The 20226-nt window shown below is 44.8% G+C and carries 17 protein-coding genes; 7 read left to right on the forward strand and 10 right to left on the reverse strand.

The window, feature by feature from the left end; all coding sequences use genetic code 11:
- The first annotated feature begins 1 nt into the window (after window position 1).
- The 4 genes from G3569_RS06505 (at window position 2) to G3569_RS06520 (ending at window position 2563) form a co-directional block, all read left to right on the forward strand.
- Window positions 2-931: an acyl-CoA desaturase gene (locus G3569_RS06505; protein WP_165267280.1), complete on the forward strand. Its 930-nt coding sequence runs from the start codon at window positions 2-4 to the stop codon at window positions 929-931.
- Between the two features lie 79 nt (window positions 932-1010).
- The gene (locus tag G3569_RS06510) at window positions 1011-1610 is read left to right on the forward strand and encodes a hypothetical protein (RefSeq protein ID WP_165267282.1); all 600 of its coding nucleotides are present in this window, start codon (window positions 1011-1013) and stop codon (window positions 1608-1610) included.
- Between the two features lie 497 nt (window positions 1611-2107).
- Window positions 2108-2332: a translation initiation factor gene (locus tag G3569_RS06515; protein WP_165267284.1), complete on the forward strand. Its 225-nt coding sequence runs from the start codon at window positions 2108-2110 to the stop codon at window positions 2330-2332.
- 54 nt (window positions 2333-2386) lie between these two features.
- Window positions 2387-2563, forward strand: a complete 177-nt coding sequence (locus G3569_RS06520; RefSeq protein ID WP_165267286.1) for a hypothetical protein — start codon at window positions 2387-2389, stop codon at window positions 2561-2563.
- A gap of 280 nt (window positions 2564-2843) precedes the next feature.
- On the opposite strand, the gene G3569_RS06525 is transcribed toward G3569_RS06520, so the two are convergent.
- The 3 genes from G3569_RS06525 to nei form a co-directional block, all read right to left on the reverse strand.
- Window positions 2844-3338, reverse strand: a complete 495-nt coding sequence (locus G3569_RS06525; RefSeq protein WP_138429790.1) for a putative metallopeptidase — start codon at window positions 3336-3338, stop codon at window positions 2844-2846.
- A gap of 67 nt (window positions 3339-3405) precedes the next feature.
- Window positions 3406-3855, reverse strand: a complete 450-nt coding sequence (locus G3569_RS06530) for a DinB family protein (RefSeq protein ID WP_165267288.1) — start codon at window positions 3853-3855, stop codon at window positions 3406-3408.
- 14 nt (window positions 3856-3869) lie between these two features.
- Window positions 3870-4697, reverse strand: a complete 828-nt coding sequence (nei, locus tag G3569_RS06535) for an endonuclease VIII (RefSeq protein ID WP_165267290.1) — start codon at window positions 4695-4697, stop codon at window positions 3870-3872.
- 65 nt (window positions 4698-4762) lie between these two features.
- On the opposite strand from nei, the gene G3569_RS06540 reads away from it, so the two are divergent.
- Window positions 4763-5161, forward strand: a complete 399-nt coding sequence (locus G3569_RS06540) for a hypothetical protein (RefSeq protein WP_165267292.1) — start codon at window positions 4763-4765, stop codon at window positions 5159-5161.
- A complete protein-coding gene (locus G3569_RS06545; RefSeq protein WP_165267294.1) occupies window positions 5158-6366 on the forward strand; it encodes a sialidase family protein in 1209 nt (402 codons plus the stop codon). The genes G3569_RS06540 and G3569_RS06545 overlap by 4 nt, the downstream gene beginning before the upstream one ends.
- Window positions 6367-6401: 35 nt before the next feature.
- On the opposite strand, the gene G3569_RS06550 is transcribed toward G3569_RS06545, so the two are convergent.
- Together G3569_RS06550 and G3569_RS06555 are read right to left on the reverse strand one after the other, a co-directional pair.
- Window positions 6402-7160 (reverse strand): lysophospholipid acyltransferase family protein, encoded by a 759-nt coding sequence (locus tag G3569_RS06550; protein WP_165267296.1) that lies wholly within the window; start codon window positions 7158-7160, stop codon window positions 6402-6404.
- 5 nt (window positions 7161-7165) lie between these two features.
- Window positions 7166-8791, reverse strand: a complete 1626-nt coding sequence (locus G3569_RS06555; protein ID WP_240894622.1) for a DEAD/DEAH box helicase — start codon at window positions 8789-8791, stop codon at window positions 7166-7168.
- Window positions 8792-8953: 162 nt separating this feature from the next.
- Between G3569_RS06555 and bamJ the strand changes: the two genes are divergently transcribed.
- Entirely contained in the window at window positions 8954-9691 is a 738-nt protein-coding gene (gene bamJ / locus G3569_RS06560) for a BamJ family beta-barrel-assembly machinery protein (RefSeq protein WP_205720059.1), read from the forward strand.
- Window positions 9692-10011: 320 nt separating this feature from the next.
- Here the strand turns inward: bamJ and G3569_RS06565 are convergent, their stop codons facing one another.
- The 5 genes from G3569_RS06565 to recB all read right to left on the reverse strand — a co-directional run bounded on the left by G3569_RS06565 (window position 10012) and on the right by recB (window position 20226).
- The gene (locus G3569_RS06565; RefSeq protein ID WP_165267300.1) at window positions 10012-12318 is read right to left on the reverse strand and encodes a PAS domain S-box protein; all 2307 of its coding nucleotides are present in this window, start codon (window positions 12316-12318) and stop codon (window positions 10012-10014) included.
- A gap of 113 nt (window positions 12319-12431) precedes the next feature.
- A complete protein-coding gene (locus G3569_RS06570) occupies window positions 12432-13127 on the reverse strand; it encodes an inorganic pyrophosphatase (protein WP_165267302.1) in 696 nt (231 codons plus the stop codon).
- Window positions 13128-13295: 168 nt separating this feature from the next.
- Window positions 13296-13565, reverse strand: coding sequence for a hypothetical protein (locus G3569_RS06575; RefSeq protein WP_165267304.1), 270 nt, complete (start codon window positions 13563-13565; stop codon window positions 13296-13298).
- A gap of 1200 nt (window positions 13566-14765) precedes the next feature.
- Entirely contained in the window at window positions 14766-16604 is a 1839-nt protein-coding gene (gene recD / locus G3569_RS06580; RefSeq protein WP_165267306.1) for an exodeoxyribonuclease V subunit alpha, read from the reverse strand.
- Window positions 16597-20226, reverse strand: coding sequence for an exodeoxyribonuclease V subunit beta (gene recB, locus G3569_RS06585; protein WP_165267308.1), 3630 nt, complete (start codon window positions 20224-20226; stop codon window positions 16597-16599). The genes recD and recB overlap by 8 nt, the downstream gene beginning before the upstream one ends.

Here is a 20226-nt window from a genome sequence, read left to right on the forward strand (position 1 = left end):
CATGGAAGCCCCCTATACTCCTGAGGAGTACAACAAAGATCTTGACAACATAAACTGGGTAAGTGGACTCCCCTTTATTCTTCTTCACCTTGGCTGCTTGCTGGTTTTCTTGGTAGGTTTCAGCTGGACGGCCGTTTTTGCCCTCGTTTTTACCTATGTCATACGAATGTTTGGTATTACAGCCGGATTTCACCGTTACTTTTCGCACCGATCGTTTAAGACTTCTCGCCCTTTCCAATTTCTGCTTGCGTGGTTAGGTACAGCCTCAGCCCAAAAGGGTCCTCTCTGGTGGGCTGCTCATCATCGGCATCACCATAAACATGCCGACACCGAAAAGGATGTACACTCACCTGTTAAACGAAGCTTCTGGTGGTCGCATGTGGGGTGGATATTAAGCGATCGTTTTAAGGATACAAACTTCAAAATGGTTAAAGACCTAAAGAAGTATCCCGAACTAAAATATTTAAATAAGTATCACCTAATCCCTCCTATTCAGTTGGCTGTGGGGACTTTTGTAGCGGGAACACTCCTCAATGCGTATTTCCCCTCGCTGGGTACGTCCGGATTTCAATTACTAGTATACGGATTTATCATCAGCACAGTGCTGCTTTATCACGGCACATTTACCGTAAATTCACTTGCCCACGTCTTTGGCGAACGACGTTTTGAAACTAATGATGACAGCCGCAACAATTGGTTTATCTCACTCATCACCCTGGGCGAAGGCTGGCATAATAATCATCACCGCTTTCCTTCCTCAGAACGACAAGGTTTTTACTGGTGGGAATTTGACATTTCTCACTACGCCCTTAAAATACTTTCCTGGTTTCGGTTGGTTTGGGATCTGCGCGTCCCCCCTAAAAGAGTTTATGCCGAAAATAAGGTCTTCAAACGCCCCCCTGATGTTATTGAACATCCGCAGGGACGATAAATACTATAGAATCACCCAGGATATATTTATATTGTCATATTCGATTATCACTAATGTATTAGTTTTATTTTATTGATCTATGGATATTGAAACACCCAGCGACGAATTTAAAAACGTATCTTATAACCAATCTTCATTTGGGAAGCTGAAAAAACATCTCGTTAATGAGATTGATAACGATCAGCATCACCTTTGTCTTTTTCTGGGCAATTATAAACCCAACAAAGACAATGCCGTGGAAGAGCTAGCCTCTGCCCTTGGCCGGGAAGTTAAATATATCGATACCTCGGAGCTGGTAAGCCGAATTGAATCTGAAACTTTTGAAAACCTGGGTCACTTCTTTAAAGGTCTTGAAGAGTCGGATGAAATTCTATACTTCGAAAATGGAGATGAGCTGTGTGGAGTCTATACGGGTAATACACACTCTCGGGTAAAGTATGCTACACCCGAAGAGCGACACTTTATAAAAAAGGTAAAGGCCTTTAAAGGACTTGTTATTTTGGATATTCCGGAATATATCGATGCTGATAAAACCCTTCGTCGTGCTGCTCAATCCATTGTATCATTTGATTTGCCAAAATCGCTCTTAAAGCGTTTTGTATGGCATCTCAAGAACTACTCCCTAAATGGAAACGATCTTAAGACTAAACGACCGGAAGCAGATTTAGAAATTACTTAGAGAGGGCTTTGCAAAACCTTTTATTTCGTCATTCTGAGCTTGTCGAAGAATCTCCAGCATCCATCTACTGCCGTTGAAAGGGAGATCCTTCATTACATTCAGGATGACTGCCTGGTTTTGTAAAGGTCCCTTAGATTTAAATAGATCTGTTTTAGCAGTTTGAGAAAGCTATTATGTCATCCTGAATAAGCTACTGAGCTTGGTGTAGTATCTCCTAACGTCTAAAAAACCCTCCCCACCGTAGTTAAGTTTGCTGCCTATGAAGGTATATTGTTTGGCCATTGATACAGCCATGGTTCTAATCCCTGGATGAACTATTCATTTTTTGGTAATAAAAAAATTTAATCAAATTGTACATCTCGTACCAACGCAGAGCATTGGAACGAGATTCCGTTCTATGTTGCCCCCCTACCCTCAACTTGTAACCCATGGACGTATCTGCTATCTTCGACTAAATGTAACAGACAAATTTATCTTTAATCTTTTAACCTAGTTTTATGGCTATCAAAGTAAAGTTAGATACCGGTGGACGCCGTGGTAAAACTGTAACCATGATCAGTAACATTCAACACAACCCACAGGTCATCGAAAAACTGGAAAAAAAGCTAAAACAAAAATGTGGCGCCGGTGGTACCAGCTATGCCAAGACGATAGAAATTCAAGGTGATCATGTCGATAAAGTACGCAATTACCTTCAGGATGAAGGATATAATGTAAAGTAACAGCTATTGACCTTATTGTCTTAAAACTCTTCTCCCCAAACCAATTGAATCATCATGAATCTCAATATCTCAGAAGAAGAATACAACGAAATTTTAGAACAGATAGAAAGTGAAGATAGTCCGGTAGGTATTGATGCCGGTAAAACACATGTTCTGATCTTACAGAAATTGATGCGCATAGAACGCAGAATGGAAGCCCTGGAAATGCGCTTTTTTGAAGAAGAGGAATAGTTAAAAGGGGCCCCTGATGACAGTTATTAATAGAAGATGAGTATTGCAAAACCCGGCTTGTCATCCTGAATTCAGTTCAGGATCTCGGTTTTAAGACCAATAACTGGATATGAGATGCTGAAAGAGATACTTCGACAGGCCAACCTATGCTAATAGCTTCGGCTGATAAACTCAGTACATGGTTCAGCATGACAAGATGTAACTAGTTTTGCAAAGCCCTCTTAAAAAAAAAGGTGCAGCTACTACCCTGCACCTTTTCTAAAATACGCTTACCTAGTATTTATAGATTTACTTTACTTTCGCGTTTGGGATCCAGATCGTAGAGTGAAGAAACTGTAGCCTGCACCGTTTTATACCAGTCGTTGCCATACTTATCATTGATTTCATAGAAATCAGAGAAATCAGGTTTACGTACTTTCATCTTCCACTCCTGATTTTTCGCCTTATAAACCGGATCAACGTGTAACAGTTGGTGAAAAACGACCATCTCACGAGTTTTTTGGTCGAGCATATCCCACATTTCACCGGATATTTCAATCAGATAATTGTTACCAGAGTAATATTCAACTTCACGAGAAGCTTTCTTACACTTAGCAGCTTTATATTTCGAAAGGTTAGGATAAACCAAAAAGTATCCTATTTCAGCAGGGCCAAAATCTAAACTTTCGCGCTCAATCACCATTTCGGCAATCTTTTCTACTTCAGGCGACTCCATCAGCTGTTTATTACTGTGGGCTATAGTATCGCCTGGCTTTAAAAAATCATTATCTTTCATTGAACGTAGTTCTCATTTGAGATTCACATTTTCAGGTGTCCAAAGGTATCATTCTGAGCACTTCTTTTCACCTGTTTTTAGAGATGATTCTTCGAAGATAGTTGAGCTGGCCCAGATGGTAGTTTAAGTGACCATACAAATGGATAAGAGCACCTCTCTTCGTCTTACCGAAGGGGACATTGAGTGAAAAATCTTTATCTAACCTTCCTTCTTCCGCCGAAAATATCGTATCCAACATATCTTGCAATGAGTGTATCCGATCAATAAGCTCTTCTTTGGGGATACCCGTATTGGAAAATTCTTTTTCGCGATCTCGCATATATCCCGTATCTCCAATGCCATGACCAATAAAATGGTTAAGATTCCCGACAAGGTGTTGAACCAATATCCCACAACTATTTGTTACTCCTTCGGGAGATTCCCATAACTTGGCTTCGGGAATAGCCTCCAGGTTCTCAACAATTGCATCTAAATCACGATTGAACAGGATCTTTAAATCATTACTTAATGAATTCATACTATAAAATTGAGTTATGATTCCTCTAACTGACAATTGGGGCAATAGTATATTTTTCTACCACTCGTTTTTTCTTCTTCAATAATGCGTCCACATTTGTGGCATCGGTCATCGGTACGTTTGTAGACAAAATGGCGAAATTCAGACCTCTTTGCGCCCTCCCGCTTCAGAGCCTCAACGATAGAGGGATCATTGGTAATACCACCAGTTTCGTAAGAGCGAACCGATAGTTTAACGGTAGCCTTGGCCAACGCTTTTTTCTCCTCATCAGAATACGCTCGAAGTTTTTGGTGAGGGGCTACTTTGGCATAGAACATAATTTCACTGCGGAGATAATTTCCAATGCCACTCACAAACCCCTGATCTAATAACAAAGTAGTGAGCTTACGATTTTTAAACTCATCAGAGGTGTATTGTGCTAAAATATCTTCATACGTTGTCTCCGGATGTAATACATCGGGTCCTAACTTTTTAATGTACGAATGTTCAGATATCTCCTGCTTACCCAGTATCTCTATTTGAGAAGCCGAATATAAATATGCGGACTTTTTACCATTGTGAATTGCAACTCGCAGTGAACGGTTTGTATCAGGCTCTTCTCCCGCCTCACTGACCATCCATTTACCATACAGTTGATTGTGGCTATACATTACGGTATCTCCCTCAAAATAAGTAAGAATTGCTTTACCGCGAGCTTTCACATTTTTTACAGATTTTCCTTTTAGCTTTGATTCGTAATCCTTTAATTCATCAAAAGCGAAGTAAAGGTCTGTAATGGTGTCGTTTTTTAGGGATTCAGTTAGTAAATCGGCTGTTCTCCAAATTTCTGGTCCTTCGGGCATACTTAAAGTTTATTATTAAATTTTTTATTATATAAAAATTCCAATTACAACACTTCAACGGCTATATGATTCGATCTATGCTAGCAATAGCTGTAGGGTATATTACCATTACAGCCACTAACAGTTTCGTACATCTTATTATATCCTTTTATTTTAAAACAGAGTTTGCCTTAACCGGCATTACCACCCTGCCGTCTGAAATATGGGTGGCAGGCGTTACTCTATTGCAGTTGGGTTTTGGTATGTTTGCTGGATTATTGAGCAGTACTCTTGCTCAATCTGACAAACACTTAGCCACCCTTGGCCTCATTTTATTATTAGTTATAGCAGGCATATTAGACTATACCATATTACAACAGCGAGAACCAACCTGGTATTTAATAACTTCTACAATCCTCAGAGTGCTGGGGGTATTTATCGGGTATAAGCTACAAATTCAACAGATCAAAGGTACAACATCATGAAGTTAAAGTTAACTGCTTTACTAATTATTGCAACAACCACCCTAACTTGTACCTCTGGTGTACAGCAGAATTCTGTGCAAAAAAATCCCGCACCGGAAAACAGCAGGTATCCCTTTTTATACAGCAGTTCTGATGCTCTATTTATGAGTTGGCTTGTTAAAGAACATGACCAAAACACTCTCCAATTTGCTAAATTTAATACCAACGGATGGAGCAGCCCCCAAACCATAGCCACCGACTCTGCTTGGTTTGTAAACTGGGCCGACTTTCCCTCTATTGTAGCCCACAATGGCAACCCAATAGCTGCACACTGGTTAAATAAAAGGGAAGGCGGGCCGTATGCTTATGATGTGAATATTTCAATGACTACTCCCGGTAATGATTGGCGGGCTCCCATTGTCCCTCATCTTGACAGTACTGCTACCGAACACGGCTTTGTATCCATGGTACCGTGGGATGAGTCAACAATATTGGCGGTATGGTTGGATGGACGGCGAACTGCAAACCGTTCTGAGAATGATTATTATAACATTGAAAAAGCAATGACTCTGCGAGGAGCATTTATCACTACTGATGGTGAAGTAAAAGAAACATTTTTGATAGATGAAGCAGTGTGTGATTGTTGTCAGACCTCTCTTGTTCGTACCCAAAAAGGGGCAATTGTTGCCTATAGAAATCGCACCGATAAAGAAATTCGAGATATTAAAATCAGCAGGTTTGATGGAAAGGCATGGTCTAATCCGCAACTGGTTCATCAAGACGATTGGAAAATAGGAGCTTGTCCTGTAAATGGGCCCAGTATAGTGGCTGAAAATAATATGATTGCGGTAGCCTGGCATACCGGAGCAAATAATAGCCCTACAGCTAAAGCCGCTATATCTACCGATCAGGCGCTTAACTTTAGTGAACCCATCGTGCTTAATAATGATACCTCAATTGGGCGCCTGGATGCGGTACTTCATAACGAACAACTCTATGTCTCATGGATTGAAGAAACACCCAATAAACCGGTATTACGACTTAAATCTATTAACAGTGAGGGACAACTTATAAACGATCTGATTATCGATGAAGTAGAAAAGAGTAGAAAAACCGGTTTTCCCCGGATGGCACGCTACCAAGACAACCTCATTTTTGCCTGGACCAAACCAGATTCAGCAACAACATCCATTATCACGAAAAGAGTTCCATTAGCTGATTTATAACAAGTACACTGGATTAGCAGAAGTGGACAAATCTCTTAGGCGAGATTATCTATCTCATTGGCATCCTGATTTCGCCATTCAGTGAGCTGATCCAGTACCAAGGTACGGATTTCTTCCGAAAATGCCCGCGTATCTTTTACATCATAGCCCTGCCCAGACACCGGTTCCAGGATCTTTAATTTAATCTGTTTTGCCATTCCGAACTTCCAGCTTCGTTTGGGTAATGTATTTTGGGTACCGTCAATAACCATAGGCAAAATAGGGATCTCTTTTTTTATTGCCAGCTCAAAAGCCCCCCTGGTAAAAGCATTGAGCTTTCCATTTCGGGAACGCGTTCCTTCCGGAAAAAAGATGACGGAACATCCTTGATCCAGGTAAAATTGAGCCTGTTCAAAAGTCTTTTGTTTTCGGTCATCTGCTCGCCTATCCACAGAGATATCACCGGCCAGCTTCATCATCCATCCTATTACCGGTGTTTCGAATAGCTCTTTCTTTGCTACCCATTTCATTTCCCAGGGCAAGTTGGAGATTAAAGGTATATCAGCCTGGGACAAATGATTACACACCATAATATAGGGGCGGCGATCATCAATATCCGTATTCCCCGTAATCGTTATCTGCCAATTAGGGTTAATTTTTGAGATCGCATGTCCCAATTTTCTAAACAGTCTGCCGGTTCGATAACGAGCCGGATCTCGGTCAAAAAGCCGTGTTACTGCCAACAACGGTAACCATATCAACACCAACAGCGTAACGCCCAACCAAATCAGCAGGGATTTTAATCCTTCCCACATAGTAGCTATGATCCGATTTTTGGAATATAACTTTTGATGATTCCCCACAAGCCTTTAGCCGGTTTTAACGACCTTCGATTACGACTTACCGCCTTTTCAATTACTTCTGGCTGGAAGTAATCTTCCTCTTCGGCATCTTTTCGGTGGCGCTCCAAAATTTTCTGGGCTTTTTCTTTAACCTCTTTAGAACTTGGTTTTTTCTTTGTAGGCTTTGCCTGTTGAGAAGATTCTTTCTTTTTATTCGTATCCTTCTTCTTGACCTGCTTTTTATCGGTCTTTTTGGGCTGTGATTCCTTTTGACGACCATTGCTTGAAGTAGCCGAATCTGGTTGATTCTTTTTCTTCTTTCTCGATCCCGGCCTTGGGGGGCGTGGCTTGCGCTTATCTTTGGAGGTCTTCTTTTGCGATTTCTTGGAAGATCCCTTGTCTTGATCTTTAGATTTCTTCTGGCCCTTATTACTGCTCTTGTTCTTCTTGGTACGCTGTTTAGAAGAATCCTTACTCTTCTTATCTCCCTTTCCTTTATCCGAAATTTCTTTGACTGTCAGCTGGTCTCCCACCACATTTTTGATAGCATGGTAGTACTTTTTGTCTTTATTGCTGACAAAAGTAATAGCTGTTCCCTCTTTGTCATATCGCCCTGTTCGTCCAATACGGTGAATATAATCTTCCGGATTATTGGGCACATCAAAGTTCACAATCAGTGACACATCATCGATATCGATACCGCGAGACAGTACATCTGTTGCTACCATCACGGGATGTGTCTTATTCTTAAACTTACGTAAGGCCTCGTTACGCTCCTGCTGGTCGCGGTCGCCATGCATACTTACCGCATTGACGCCCCGCTTTTTGAGCATACGTTCTACCTCGTCGGTACCTCTGCGAGTAGCACAAAAAACAATAGCAGTCTTATATTTATCCGCATCAAAAAGCTGCTCAAACAAGCTTAATTTTTTCTTGGGATGCACAAAGTAAATCTGCTGGTCAACACTGTCTGCAGGTTTTGATACTTCAAACTCAACCTCAGCGGGGTTCTTCATTACTTCATCAACCACTTTCTGCACCTCTTCAACCATCGTAGCCGAAAAGAGCATCGTCTGCCGATCAGTGGGCAGCTGCTTCACAATCTTCATCACATCCGGCAAAAAGCCCATATCCAGCATGCGGTCGGCTTCATCAAGCACCAGGTACTCGAGCCCACTAAAATCAAGGTTCAGTACATTCATCTGGTCAATAAGTCGACCCGGTGTAGCCACAATAATATCCACACCGGCACGAATTGCCTTAACCTGAGTACCGTAATCACTACCCCCGGTTACGGTCGCAGAAGAAACACCAGTATGGTAACCTAGCGCAAAAATCTGTTCTTCGATCTGCTGTGCCAACTCACGCGTTGGTGAGAGTATGAGAGCCTGGGTGTGCTCTGAATCATTCTTGATAATTTTTTGCAACAATGGGATAACAAAAGCTCCCGTTTTACCCGTACCGGTTTGGGCAGCCCCGATAACATCCTGCCCATTTAGAATCAATGGTATACATTCTTCTTGAATGGGCGTAGCTTCCTCATATCGAAGGTCGCGTAATCCCATCATAAGGTCATCGCTCAATTCAAACTTCTCAAATCTCAAAAGTGGTATGTGGCTTAATTAACAGTTATCGTGATATGCGAATAAGAAGCCTAAGATACGATTTTCTAAGCAATTCACTTAATACTGCAGTAAATTTTTTTACGGACAAAAATTTAAATAACTTCGACACGAATTAAGAACTTAAAATTTTATCCATAACCAATGAATTCAATGAAATTAACGATTAAAACCTTTTGTCTCTTTCTAGCAGGTTCATTTCTGTTCGTGGGATGCAACTCAAACTCCGGTTCTTACGGTGATGTTTCCCTCGAAGCCCAGATCGACAGTGTGAGTTACAGCATGGGCTACCAGATGGGTGCTATGTCGCTAAAGCCTCAAGGTATGACCGATGTTAAACCGGAACTTTTAGCTGCAGGTATCAAAGCAGCACTCGAAGACACCTCTGCCCAGCTCTCTAACAGAGAAATGCAGCGCCTTGTTCGCCAATACCAGATGCAGGCGCAGCAAAAGATGCAGCAAAAGCGCATGAAAAAAGGGAAAGAAAACGCTAAAAAAGGTGAAGAATTCCTTAAGAAAAACAAAGAAAAAGAGGGCGTAAAAGTCACAGACAGCGGCCTTCAATACAAAGTCTTAAAAGAAGGTTCCGGCCCCTCTCCCGATTCTACCGACAAGGTAAAAGTACACTACGAAGGTACTCTGCTTGACGGTGAAGTCTTTGACAGTTCTTATGAACGCGACAATCCTGCTACCTTTCCTTTAAATAAAGTTATTGCCGGATGGACCGAAGGGGTTCAGCTAATGAAAGAAGGAGCAAAATATAAATTCTTTGTTCCCGGTGAGCTTGCTTATGGTAACCAACCGCCACAAGGAGGACCAATTGGTGCTAATGAAACACTTATTTTTGAAGTAGAGTTGTTAGAAGTTAATCCTGAAGAGTAAATTAGGACTTCAGTTCAAAACAATTCGACACTTTTATATGTTCAAAAGCCGCCAGGTATCATACCTGGCGGCTTTTTTTAGGGAGCTTTGCAAAACCCGGCATGTCATCCTGAACCTGTGCTACGAAGCCATACCTACACCTAAGGGTTTTGGCAGATTACACCTTGGCGTAGTAGTAATCAGTTCAGGATCCCGGCTTTAAGGTTAATAACTGTATATGAGATTCTGATCCGCCAGCCGTCGGACAGCATGACAAGATGTGACTAGTTTTGCAAAGTCCCCTTTTAGTAATATGTTCCTAAGATCTTTTTCTACCTATCTTATCCATCTTGTTGTAGATAGATATTGGCTGATGATCCTTTTGAGTCATCTTTCGGAAAAATAATATGAATATGGGTACCGTTTTCTCTGTTTACCTGTAGCTGCCCATTGAGTTGATCTTTCAATGTATTAACCAAGGTCAGTCCCAGCGTATCCGGGCTACTAAAATCGATATCCCCCTCCACCCCCACACCATTATCTGCCACTACCAAATGTATAACTCCTTCTTTTTCAGTCATTTTGAATCGGACTTTCCCGCTTTTTCCATTGGGAAAAGCATGCTTTATAGCGTTTGTAATAAGTTCATTGGCTATAAGTCCGCATGGTATCGATTGATTAATAGTGAGATTCAACTCCTCGGTCTCCATCTCAAGTTCTATCTCATCAGGATCAAAAGTGATGGTATCAAGTATAGATTCCATTAACTCTCCGAGATAATTCTTAAAGGAGATATTTGCAAAATCACCGGAAGAATATAGCATTTCATGGATAAGCGCCATCGACTTTATACGCATCTGGCTGTTGCTCAGAATATTTACAAGTTCCCTGTTCTCTGTATTAAAAATTTCAAGCTGAAGCATACTGTTAATAACGGCCAGGTTATTTTTAACCCGGTGATGCACCTCTGCCAGCAGCACTTCTTTTTCTTTTAGGGCGGCTTTTATTTTTTCTTCGGCCTTTTTGCGTTCTGTGATATCCTGTATGGTGCCCGATACCTCCACAGAGTTACCCTCTTTATCACGGTTTACCTTACCGCGTTCATGCACATATATTTCAGTTCCATCATTTTTTTGAACCTGATGCTCAAAATCTATTATCTCTCTGTTTGTTTTAAGCCCTTCGATAATTTGAACTAACTCTTGACGGTCATCTTCAGGCATCATACCCAGCAGCATATCAACAGTAGGATCAACCTCCTCCTTATTCAGGCCCAGGATATCATACACTTGATCGGACCACACAAGTTTATCCTCAGAAATATTCCAGTTCCAGCTTCCTAAACTGGCAATACGCTGCGCTTCTTTAAGCTTCTCTTCTTTGTCTTCCAGTTCTTTTAGTGCTTTTTTCTCTTCGGTAACATCTATCCCGATTCCTATTACATAATTGTAGTCATCTAACCGATACCGAAAACCGGATAACAGAAGCGGTATTTTCTGACCATCTTTACTGACAAAGTTAATCTCTGTGCGCGAATAACCCGTTTGAAAGACCTCCCCCAGTGCCTGTTCAGCTGCGTCCCGGCTCTCTCCAAATATAAAATTGTGGTATAGCTCGGAAATAACATTTTCTTCTTTTCTCTTATTAATGCCCTCTAAATTGTTGTTCCACTTTATAATTTTGCCCTCTTCATCAATAAGGAAGAAAATCCCCGGCAGGTGACGGATAATATCTTCGGTAAGAAGTTTCTGCTTATGTAAATCTTGTTCTGCTTTTTTCCGGTCGGTAATATCTCGTCCGGTGACATAGTATTTCCCGTCATTCTCAGTAACAGAAATTTCAAACCATAATCGATGATCTCCCCTTGACTCAAAAGTAGTTTCGTAAATAAATCGCTCCTCAGCTCCTTGAAATGCCCAGTCAGAGAGTTGATTCCTGAAATCCTCTTTATTTATATAATCTGTAAGCAGGGTCCCTTCAATTTCATTTGAACGGTAACCTATTACCTTTTCTACCTCTTCATTTACTTCTTCGATCTCCAGTGTATCAGAATCTACTATCAGCATAATATCTGCTGAATTATGTAGAAAAGTAGCCGTCTTCTGTAATTTCTTATGTTCTTCGATCAGCTGCTCCCTCTTCAACCGCAACTCCAGTTTAGATTCTACATCACTAGCAAGTACCTGTAACGACTCCAGCTGCTCGTCGGTAAGGTCTCCCGGCTCATCATCAAACACACAGAGCGTTCCAATATTGTATCCCCGCGAACTCGTTAAGTTAACGCCTGCATAAAATAGCAAGTCCTCATCCTTTACAAAATCATATTCTTTAAATCGAGGTGCCTTGCGAAGATCATTAATAACCAAATACTTATCTTGCTGAATAGTATAAGTACAAACGCTTTCATCTCTCGGTATTTCTTGCACATCCCAACCGTAGCAAGACTTTGACCACTGGCGATCATAATCCAGGAAATTAATTTGGGCAGATTTTACCCCACAAAGATAAGCTGCCACTTTGGTTAAGTCATCGAATTCCTTTTCATCCGGGGTATCCAGGATATTGTACCGATGTAACTCTCTTAGTCGTCGCTTCTCTTCGGGGGTACTATTGCCATTAACAATATTTTTTTCTTTATTTGAACCCACAATATAATCCTCTCTGTGTTTGCCTATACTTATATATTATGGATCAACATATTAAAAAAAATTAACATTCATAAATACAGCGAGAGCTTGTCGGGGCTAAACACTTCTATGAGCTATTCGAGACCACTGCCTATCAGTTCAAACAGCTCTTTTTTATCGGTATCGAAATGGCTGTTATAATCATTGATACTGCGGCTTATAACTTCTTTGGCCTCTTTTTGGCCATAAATATGCGTAATCTCTACCTCTCTTTCTTTATCACTAAACGGGCGCTCTTTATAGGTTAGGAAATAATGCGACAAGCGTTCCACAATATGCTTAGGTACATCTTTAATGTCAGACATTCCCCCGAATGAAGCATCTCCTTTCATAACAGCAATGATTTTATCATCGGCCTCTTCCCCGTCGAGCATGCGAAAACCGCCAACCGGAATAGCATCCAAAATCAAATTGCCGTGCGGAATATTACGTTCTGTAATAACACAAATATCCAATGGATCCTGATCCCCTTTTACCGTGGGGCGTCCCGTCTTTTCGGCACAATAATTTCCTACTTGTTCGGCACATAAGGTCTGGGGTATAAATCCATAGGGCAAGGGACAGATATTTGAAAAACGCTGGGGGCGGTCAACCTTCAGATAACCACTTTCCTTATCCAGTTCATACTTCATCGTATCACCGGGTACGATTTCAATAAATACTTTTACGACATCGGGCTTCTCTTCCCCAATATCAATTCCATGCCATGGATGGGGCTTGGAAAATAGTTTGGTGAGTTTTAAAAACCTACGAATTTGCGATCTATTCATCCTCTTTTGTTTTGATAATTCATTAGTACCTGAAAAGATAACGACTTTGAAACAATAATTTGGCACTGATTCCTGACAATAAAAAAAGGGAACCGCCCCTTCTGTCGGCCCCTAAGGTGGTTCTATATTACTTTGATCAAGATGCTACGTTTATCATAATTAGTAGATCTACATACGCTTGTGCTTCTGCATCACCGGCAGCAGTGAAGGTTGACTCAACAATGATATCAACATTAAGAAAGATATAAGTGAGACCAATACAACCTTTCTACACGATCTACTTGAATTACTACCAATTGAAATAGAAGAGGGCTTTGCAAAACCTTTGATTTCGTCATTCTGAGCTTGTCGAAGAATCTCCAGTATCCATCTTCTGCCGTTGAAAGGGAGATCCTTCATTACATTCAGGATGACTGCCTGGTTTTGCAAAGGTCCCATAGAAGTAAGAGGTTCTAAGAGGGTCCTCTTTGTGGTCATATCTGTGGCGGGGCTGACAATGGTAACTGAAGGAGGTGCAGCTATGCGCCTCGAAGTTTTAACGTAGTGGCGGAGGATGGCCGGCAGCTTTACCAATATCAACAATAGCGCGAGCGTCCCGCTCGTGCATAAATGGGGCAGTTCTATTTTATTCTTCACACATCGAAAAACAAGATCTTTACACGATGATTTGGCTGCCCCACTCCTGGCCTCTCCCTACTTTACGCAGGGAGAGGGACGCCTAAACGTCGACAAAGCCATATCTAAGTTTTTTCTCTTTTTTAAAAGGCAGAAAACAAATAAGAAGCTATACAAAATGTAACGCGATCATCTTGATCGTGCTGTTGTTAAACAAGGATTTCTCGCTACGCTCGAATTGACTCGTTTGTTAAAACGGGGAACATTTATCCACCGCTGGCTCCCCAATGTGGTTTTCAATCAAGAGTCTGGCTTTCCATAAACAGATGAGCAGTACCATCCCCCAAGCCCCCTTGTACCTATTACATGATCAGGGAGTCGCTTAGGACATACCTTTTTCATCTTTACACTTGCTTATCTTGCTTTATCTAATTCGCCGGACGGCACCTCCAGCCGCCCGACGAAAGATAGAAACTCATCCAGACTTCTAACTCTTTTTGGATGGACCAAGACGGAGCATAAAAGGACTGTGAAGAATGGCATGACATGATGGATTAATAGTATGAGGGGATAACGTATATACACAAGCGAGACGCTTGTGCGATAATAAAGTCACAAAATCATATAGAATCCCCTTGTCATTCTGAACCATGTACTGAGCTCAACGAAGTATCTCTTTCAGAATCTCCGTGAAGAGGGCAGGCAAAAAGCTATCCAGGAATGGGTTGGAATTGTGTTTGCACAGGTGGGATGGTATCGCAGTAGTTATTTTATCGAGAAAGTACCAGCAAAGATGGGCCTTACAAAAGGGCAAAAAAATAAACAGGACCGGGATCAACCGGCCCTGTTTTGTACGTTGGCTTTTCGGGGTACAAATCAATGGTTACAACAATAGGTAACCAGGGATCAGTATGTTCAATAGTTCATACTCTACTACAACAGTATTGTTCCAAGTTTTTTAGATTTTTTCTGTTGTTAGAAAAGAACGGCGGAAAAGGGCAGATTATTACCTATAAACCGATATTATTTCTCCCAAAGGCGGTCCTGGAGGCCCGAGGCACGCTGTAATCTCTTCTCGATTCCTGCGCGAAGTACCGATTGGTCACCCAAAATTGAAATTGCTGTGCGCGAGCGCGTGATTGCGGTGTAGATCAGCTCCCGGCTCAACACCTTGGAGTCGGAATCGGGCAGCACCAGCATCAGCTTATCAAATTCCGAACCCTGGCTCTTGTGCACCGTCAGCACGTAGGCCGTGCTGTGATCGGGCAAACGACCGGGCGCAATAGCTCGAACGGTATCTTCGTGACGGAAATAGATCTTGAGTTCGCCCTCTTCGTCCGGCAGGCAAAGCCCGGTATCCCCATTGTGGAGACGCAGGCTATAGTCGTTCACATTGATAATCACCGGCTTGCCGGGATACCATTGCCGGTATTTGGGGATTAAGTGCTCTTGCTGCAAGATCCGCTCTACCAGCTGGTTCAGGTATCGCACGCCCCACGGACCGCGTCGGTGGGCTGCCAGGATCCGCATTCGATTAAAAGCCGTGAGTGCTTCTTGCGGAGAAGATGAGTTGACAATATTCTTGAAATAGGTCCTCATCTCATCCCCTATTACCTGCTCCAAGGTGGAGTGGTCAGGAATGGTCACTAACGACGTGTCATTGTAACTGGGATCGTCCAGCACCTGCGTGGCTTGCTCGGCCTCTCCCCTGTTTACGGAGTCGGCCAGCCGACCAATACCGCTGTCGGAATCAAAGCGGTAGCTTTTGGTCAGCAGCGTAATATTATCGGTAAGCGGATAGGGAGCTTGCTGTTGATTTCGTTCGGGAATCTGCAGATCCAGCTGACTCAGTTCCTGGGCAAATGCACTGCTGAAACCGTTCTGTTCTATGTTGCAGATATCCCCCAGCACCGAACCGGCCTCTACTGACGCCAGCTGATCTTTATCGCCCAGCAAGATGAGGCGACAGTCTGCGAGCAAGGCCTCCATCAGCTTGCTCATCAGTGCCTGATCGACCATCGAAGCCTCGTCAACGATGATGGTATCGTAAGGCAAGGGATTGTCGCTGTTGTGTTTAAAAGCTGCGGTATGTCGGCGGGCGCCGAGCAGCTGATGGATCGTCACCGCATCGTCGGGGACGGCAGCCCGGATCTCTTCGGAAACGTTGAGATCATCTTTGGCGGCTGCAATAGCATCTTTGAGCCGGGCCGCGGCCTTGCCCGTGGGAGCTGCCAACGCAATATTGGGGCTGCCCTCCCCCTGCTGCTGTTCCAGAAGCAGCGCTAAAATGCGCACGACCGTTGAGGTCTTGCCTGTTCCCGGTCCGCCGGAAATAATAGCCAGCTTATGATGCAGCGCACTTACCGCAGCCACCTGCTGCCAATCGGGCTGCTGCGTGGAGTGGGCAAAAAGGCGCTGCAGGCCATCCTGCAATATATCTTGGTTAATATCTTCGGCTCGAGCGCTGCTTCTTTTGATCAGCTCTTGGGCCAGCAGATCTTCGTAATGCCACAGCTTGTGGAGGTAGAGCCGGTTTTGACCATCCAAAATGAGCGGACAAAATTCGCCCGGTGAACCTATGGCAGGACTCCCGGCCAATAGCTGGCTCCAGCGACCCAGGTCCGGTGCCGTAATTTCTGTTTCTGTATCCCCATCAACAAAAAGGGATTGCCCGGCATAGCGATTCAGCTCCACACAGACATTGCCCTGGCGATAGTTGTAGCTGACCAGGCAGGCGGCCAGCAGTACGGGCCCGGGAATATCGGGATGCTGATTTCGCAGGAACCGGCAGATCTCCAGGTCGATATCGCGGATGACCTCTTCACTGCGAAGGACCGACAATTTTTGCATTATCTTATTCATGGCGGCCTCCCAGGATATATTCGTTTAAATGGGTGATGGTAGAGCGTTCCGGTTTGTCAAAGAATATGCCCTCGCGGCCCTGCTCGTTCATGCCCCGCAAAAAGAGGTAGAATGCGCCTCCAAAATGCTGCTCATAGGAGTAGTAGTCGGGAGTTCTCGCTTTCAAAAACCGGTGCAGCGCCACCGTATAGATGTGATACTGCAGGTCATAGGAAGCCTCCTGCATCTCCTCTTTAAGCAGTTCGCCGCGATAATCGCTGACCGAATCTCCCAGGTAGTTGGTCTTATAGTCGAGCAGGTAATACTTGCCGTCGAATTCAAAAGTGAGATCGATAAATCCTTTGAGATAGCCCGACTCGGCCCGCCCTCTGCCACCGGTTGGTCGGTCGTTGGGACGAATGATGGAGATCAGCTTCTCTGCCTCGATCTGGTCGTTTTGGTAATAGAATTCCATCTCGGGAATCATCTGCTTGGTATCCAAGGCCGACAAGCAGAGGGAATCATCGGATTCCAAGAGCGGCTTGTTCACCACCGTCTCCAACATCGTTGTTACTACGCCCTCCCAGTCGGTATCGATGCCAAAGCTCTGTAGATTTTTGCGAATTACCGGGCCGGCCTCACCGGGTTGGGCAAAGTCGGTATCCTCATCCTCAAAAATGTTGTGGATACAGGTCCCGGGCTGCGGTCCCTTGGGAAAGGTGAATATGTTCTTTTCTTCCTGTTGCTGTGGGAGCTCGACCACCGGCTCATCGATATATTGATCATAATCGGGCATATCGGGGTCGTCCTCTCCGGCAATGCTGGTGAGTGATGAAAAGCTGGAAACCCGGTAGCTGGTTGTCAACGGCTGGTTTCGATCAAAAGATCGTGCTTTGAGCTCAGGCTGGGTGTCATCGAATCCCGGGAATTCGAGCTGCGGACTTTGGGTGACCTCCGGCTCCTGTTTGAGGGTAAACAGCTGGGGATGGCGCGTACACAGCTTTTCAATTTTGTGGTGCATCTGGTCGCCCGACCACTCCACCTTTGGACCATACTTCACCTTTTTCTTGAGCAGCGCTTCGGCTTGCTGGGGATCTTGCAGTAGGTAGCCGAGGGACGAAAATTCGGCATCATTGGCGAACTGCCACGTCAGGTAGACGCACTGCTGGGCGCGGGTCATAGCCACGTAGGCCAGCCGCAGGCTCTCGGCCTGTTCTTCTCGCTGTGTATAAAATCGTTTTTCTGCCCGGTCGTCATCGGATTTACCATGCAGGTCCAAGTAGGTAGTTTCCGTATCATCGGGGCGGTGATAGACCAGCGGCTGACCGCTGTCTGAAATACGCGGACCGTACCACAAGAAGGGACAAAAGACCACGGGATACTGTAGTCCCTTACTTTTGTGCATGGTCACAATTTTGACCAGCTCCTCGTCACTTTCCAGGCGCAGCTGCTCTTCGTCGCTGTGGTTGCTGCTGTTCTCTTTGCGTTTGCGAACCAACCAGTGCAGCAGGCTTCGCGTGCCCTCTTTGTGATGTTGCGACTCTTCCTGCAGCAGCTCTCCCAGGTGCAGCAAGTTGGTCAGCCGCCGCTCCCCATCGGGATATTTGATACTGTGTTCGGCCACCTTAAGCCGCGACAGCAGCGAGCGGTACATGGCGGCAAAGCCTTCTTGCTGCCACCTTTGATGCCAGTCCGCAAATTGCTGCAGTACCTGCACCCACTGCTCTTCATCTTCTTCGATGGTATAGAGCTCGCGGGCGGTATAGTTGGTCAGCGATAAGGCCAGCGCCGTTTTTACCAGAGTCTCGTTGGTAGGTTCGGCTACGGCCTTCAGCAGCTGCGTAAGCTGGGCGGCCTCCTCACTTTCAAATACACTTTGATTACTGTGACGCACGCTTTTGATATCGCGCTCTTGCAGGGCTTCGCTGATCAGGTCGGCCTGCTTGTGGCGACGCACCAGCACCGCAATATCTTTGGCCTGCAGCGGCCGGTCGCCAATGGTGACATCGCCTTTTTTGCCGCCCTCGAGCAGCCGGTAGATCTCATCGGCGGTATCTTCGGCCACCTGTTCTTTGGCTGCTTCTTTGGTCAGCTGATCCTGTCCTGTCTCCGAGAGCCGTCGGAAACGAATGGGCGGACGTGCCCGTCCATACTCTTTGAGCCGGTCATACTTTTTCTCGGGCCAGCCCCACTCTACCTGCTTGTATTCAATGTCATCACCGACGACAAAGGGATTTTCATGTCCGCCCCAAAAGGCGTTGAGTCCCCGCAGCAGGTCGGGCGTAGAGCGGAAGTTTCGATCCAGCCGAAAGCGATTTTCTTGCGGTGCATCTTCACGCGCTTCGATATAGGAATAGACATCGGCCCCGCGAAAGCTGTATATCGACTGCTTGGGGTCCCCGATCATAAACAGCGTTTCGTTGGTATCCTTATAGATACGCCGAAAAATATCGTACTGGTTGGGATCGGTATCCTGGAATTCATCAACCATGGCGATGGGATATTTCTCCCGCAGCTTGGCGGCCAGCGTTTTCCCCCGCTCCTCATCCAGCAGCGCATTGCGCAATCGTAGCAGCAGGTCGTCATAAGAGAGCACCTGCAGCTCCTCCTTTTTCTTATTGAGTTCGTTACGCAGGTAGGCCAGCAGCTTTTTCTTAAAGATGATATCGTACTGCTTAAAGGTGCGGGCCTGCTCTTGGTAATTATCGGCCAGCTTGAAAAACGGGTGTTGCGGCGGACGTACCCCCTCCTTTTCTGCCGATTTCTTCAAGCTGCCATCGATATAGCTCTGGGTAAAGCGCTCAAATTTGTCAAAAATATTGATAGAAGGCGTCTCCGACTCAAAGATCGCATCCATGCTGGCAAACCAGCTCGTAAGCCAGTCCGATCGGTAGTTGCTCATCTCATCGCGGCTCAGCAGCTCCAGTATCACCGAACGCTGATCTTCCCAGATCGCTTTCATTTCGCCGTGGAGCTCGCTGAATTGCTGTAGCTCTCTTTCCAATCCCGCATCGTCAATCTCTTTGGGCAAAATTTCCAGGTACGGCTTGCCGATATAGGTGCCCAGTTCGCTGGCCAGCGACTCCGGTCCCAATCCTTTGTCATCCAATAACTTTAGCAGCGGCTCTTTTTGGGGATTTTCGGAAACTTCGGCCACCCAGCTGCGCCAGTAGTCGTCCACTGCTTCCTGCACCAGCTCAGAATCGTCGCCGATCATCTCGGCATCGTACATCGCCCCGCTTTCAAACGCCTGCTCCTGCAGCGCCTGGTAGCAAAAGCCGTGGATGGTATAGACCGAGGCCTCATCAAACATGCGCACGGCCTGCTCCAGCTTGGTAATCGCCTGTTGCCGGTCGATCACCTGCCCCAGCAGCTCTGTTAAAAACTGGTCGGATTCATCCTCCACTTCCCCGGCTTTAAGTACGGCAATGGATTCCCGAATACGGTCGAGCAGCCGGTCTTTAAGCTCTTTGGTGGCCGCTTCGGTATAAGTGACCACCAATATTTTCCCCACGCTGATATCCTGCTCGATAAGGGCCCGGATATAGAGGGAGGTGATATTATAGGTCTTGCCCGTGCCGGCGCTGGCTTCAACGAGGTTGATGCCCGAAAAGGTAACTTCAAAAGGTTTTAGCAGTTTCAT

It is taken from the genome of Fodinibius halophilus (assembly GCF_011059105.1).
In the GTDB taxonomy this organism is placed as follows: domain Bacteria; phylum Bacteroidota; class Rhodothermia; order Balneolales; family Balneolaceae; genus Fodinibius; species Fodinibius halophilus.